Here is a 3,057-nt window from a genome sequence, read left to right as displayed (position 1 = left end):
TTCAAAAGCACCGAATGGATCGACAATGGCGATGGGACCGCGACACTCAAGGGCATCTTCACTCTGCGTGGCGTGTCAAAGCCAATCGAACTGCGCGTCAAACAAATTGGCGCAGGCAAGGATCCTTGGGGTGGCTTTCGTCGCGGTTTTGAAGCGACCACTACACTTAAACTTTCAGACTACAAAATGAAAGAAGCCCACATTCTTGGACCGGTGGCCGAAAATGTCGAAGTGTGGATTTCAATCGAAGGAGTAAGAAAATGAGCTATAAACTCTACTACGCACCAGGCGCATGCTCTTTGTCGCCACATATCGCTCTGTGCGCTGCCGAATTGCCTTATGAGCTGGTCAAAGTCGATATTCGGCAAAAAACCATGGCTGATGGCGGTGACTTCACTGCCATCAACCCGCTGGGCTATGTCCCGGTGCTAGAATTTTCCGATGGCCGCCGCCTCACTGAAGGGCCCGCCATTGTGCAGTACATCGCTGATCAAGTACCGGACAAACGGCTCGCACCACCAGCGGGCGATTATCAACGATATGAACTGCAGCGTTGGTTGAACTTCATTTCGACCGAACTGCACAAAATGATGGGGGCGTTGTTCAACCCCGTGCTGGCGGAAAAAGCAGGCGACTTTTTTCGCGACCGCTTAAAACAGCGGCTCGATTGGCTGGTCAACACGCCGCATGGCGATTTCCTTTTGGGCGATCACTTTACCGTGGCCGACGGCTACCTGTTTACCGTGCTCAACTGGGGGCAATTTGTGGATTTCGACCTTTCGGCCTGGCCGCAGCTGCAAAACTACATGGCCCGTGTTGGTCAATTGCCGTTCGTGCAACAAGCGCTGCGCGAAGAAGGCTTGCTCAAAGACTAAACCATCATATGGGAGGGACACACAATGACTGCCAAAATTGCCGCGCGGCAACCTGCCGTGCTTGAACTCGAGCCCGGCACCTATTACTGGTGTGCCTGTGGACGTTCACAAAACCAGCCGTTTTGTGACGGCTCACATAAGGGCACCGAGTTTACGCCTGTGGCCTTTACCGTCGAAGAAAAAAAGCGCGTGGCATTATGCCAATGCAAACAGACACAACAGTCGCCCTTTTGCGATGGCAGCCACAGGGCACTGACCGACTAAGCACACCATGGGCATCCTGAAAATATCCAGCCAATGGGTGCCAGAAGGCGACGGCGTCATGGTCAGGCGACTCATGCCCACCGTGGCGCTTCGCCATTTCGACCCTTTTGTGTTATGGGATCACTTTGACATCGAAAGTGGCGGCTTTCCGCCGCATCCGCATCGTGGCTTCGAGGGAATCACATGGCTGCTGAAAGGCACCATGCAGCACCAAGACAACCTCGGCAATTGTGGCACAGTCTCCGCAGGCGGCGCTCAACGGTTCACCGCGGGTCAGGGTATCGTCCATTCAGAAATGCCATTAGGCCGCACCGAAGGCATACAACTTTGGGTGAACTTACCAAAACGCCTTAAAACCATCACACCGGATTACCAACAAGTGCCAAACATCCCGATCACTCAAGATGGGAATATCGAAATTCGTCATATCGTGGGCCATGATGCCGGCATACATGTCCACACACCAATGGACTATCGCGACATTCGTTTCACCCAGTCCGATGAGCTCTCCTTGCGCTTAAATGAGGATTGGCGCGCCATCTGCTACGTCATTCGTGGGGTTGCTGACCTCAATGGACAAACACTGAATGCAGGCGACGCAGGCCTGATCGAGAACACACTAAGCATCACGATTCGGGCGGCAGCCGACACACATCTTATGTGGTGTGCTGGCTTACCGCATCACGAACCGATTCGCCAATGGGGACCATTCGTTGACTAGAAAATTCCGGCCAATGCCTCGGCAAGACTGTCTTCTATCGCTGGCAGCGCTTCTTCCCATTTCAAATTGACTTTATTGGCGCGCGTCACCAGCCGCGTGACAAAAGCGCGGCGATCGCGTTCAACCCGATAGCGGCTCCGTTCGCGTGTATTTTCCCCTTGACGTAAACGCTCCTTAACCTCCACCGAAATTTTGTGTGGTAACTTCTGCAACACCCGCACATCGGTAATGACCGTATATTGAATGTCTTTCACGCTCGCATCAAATAAGGTGCCGAACAACGCACCAAGAAACACGGCACCAGCACGATCTTCATGATCCCCACCGGTTGCCGACGAGATCAACCATGCTGCCAACGCCCCTTCGCTCGCACCATTGTTATCCCCGTAGCGGCGCCGCAAATCAATCGCCCCGGCGTGGCGGATCACCACCTGCATCACAAAGGTGGCACGCTCTGGATTCGAGACAACACGAAATCCTCGTGATTCAAGATCGGCATACACGCGCCCTTTCAAGTCATCCAAAGCCAGCCCCGTCACGTTCTTGATTTCCACATACACCGTACGGCGCTCGGGTGCCACAGGATCAAGAAAAATTGGCTTCGCCAGTCGTGTTTCCACCGACAATTCTTTTTTAGCCGCCGCCGTATGCATCGCTGAACAACCAGACAGCACAACCAGCGACCACAGGCTTGCGATCAACACCAAAGCTCGTTTCATAATTCCTCCCACCGACAGATCCAACATAACCATCATAGCACCAATGACTGAATGTAAAATGAATTAACGATTCACCCATACCACCGTTTACGATACAATTTCAGTAACACCCAAGGGGGCGACATGGCTTCGACGTGGGTCGCGAAACTTGAGGTGCATGCCGAGGTGCAGTTGCCTCGTAAAACTGACTGCAAACAATATAGTTGCCAACGACGACAACTACGCTCTCGCAGCTTAATAACCTGCGTTAGAGCCCTCAGTCCGGTGCGTGCCTGTGCGCCCGGGTCGCTGGGGTCATCCACACAGGACCGCGCATCGGCTCGTCCGGGGCCTGATGCGTCAAACTTAACCGGACTCGCCATGTGTCTTCCCTGTCTGTCGGGTAGCACATGGTTAAACCAATAGACAGACTAAGCATGTAGAGCCGAGAGCGGAGGACTCACGGACGCCGGTTCGATCCCGGCCGCCTCCACCAATA

The 3,057-nt window shown here is 53.7% G+C and carries 5 protein-coding genes and 1 other RNA gene; 5 read left to right on the top strand and 1 reads right to left on the bottom strand.

Features of this window, described 5'->3' with window-relative positions; genetic code table 11:
- The 4 genes from D6694_01480 to D6694_01465 form a co-directional block, all read left to right on the top strand.
- Window positions 1–264: hypothetical protein (locus tag D6694_01480; protein RMH47780.1), on the top strand; the 264-nt coding region annotated here is incomplete at its 5' end.
- A complete protein-coding gene (gstA, locus tag D6694_01475; GenBank protein RMH47779.1) occupies window positions 261–875 on the top strand; it encodes a glutathione transferase GstA in 615 nt (204 codons plus the stop codon). The genes D6694_01480 and gstA, both read left to right, overlap by 4 nt.
- A gap of 24 nt (window positions 876–899) precedes the next feature.
- Entirely contained in the window at window positions 900–1,139 is a 240-nt protein-coding gene (locus D6694_01470; GenBank protein RMH47778.1) for a CDGSH iron-sulfur domain-containing protein, read from the top strand.
- A 7-nt stretch (window positions 1,140–1,146) separates the two neighbouring features.
- Window positions 1,147–1,860 carry a pirin family protein gene (locus D6694_01465; protein RMH47777.1) on the top strand — a complete coding sequence of 238 codons (714 nt, stop codon included), beginning with the start codon at window positions 1,147–1,149 and terminating at the stop codon, window positions 1,858–1,860.
- On the opposite strand, the gene D6694_01460 is transcribed toward D6694_01465, so the two are convergent.
- Window positions 1,857–2,615 carry a hypothetical protein gene (locus D6694_01460; protein ID RMH47776.1) on the bottom strand — a complete coding sequence of 253 codons (759 nt, stop codon included), beginning with the start codon at window positions 2,613–2,615 and terminating at the stop codon, window positions 1,857–1,859. The two genes, D6694_01465 and D6694_01460, sit on opposite strands and share 4 nt — an antisense overlap.
- A gap of 78 nt (window positions 2,616–2,693) precedes the next feature.
- Between D6694_01460 and ssrA the strand changes: the two genes are divergently transcribed.
- Window positions 2,694–3,054, top strand: a transfer-messenger RNA (tmRNA) gene (ssrA, locus tag D6694_01455).
- The last annotated feature ends 3 nt before the right edge of the window (window positions 3,055–3,057 follow it).

The sequence above is a fragment of the Gammaproteobacteria bacterium genome, from assembly GCA_003696665.1.
In the GTDB taxonomy this organism is placed as follows: domain Bacteria; phylum Pseudomonadota; class Gammaproteobacteria; order Enterobacterales.
Note: the sequence above shows the minus strand (reverse complement) of the source record. Positions and strands in the feature narration are given on the sequence as shown.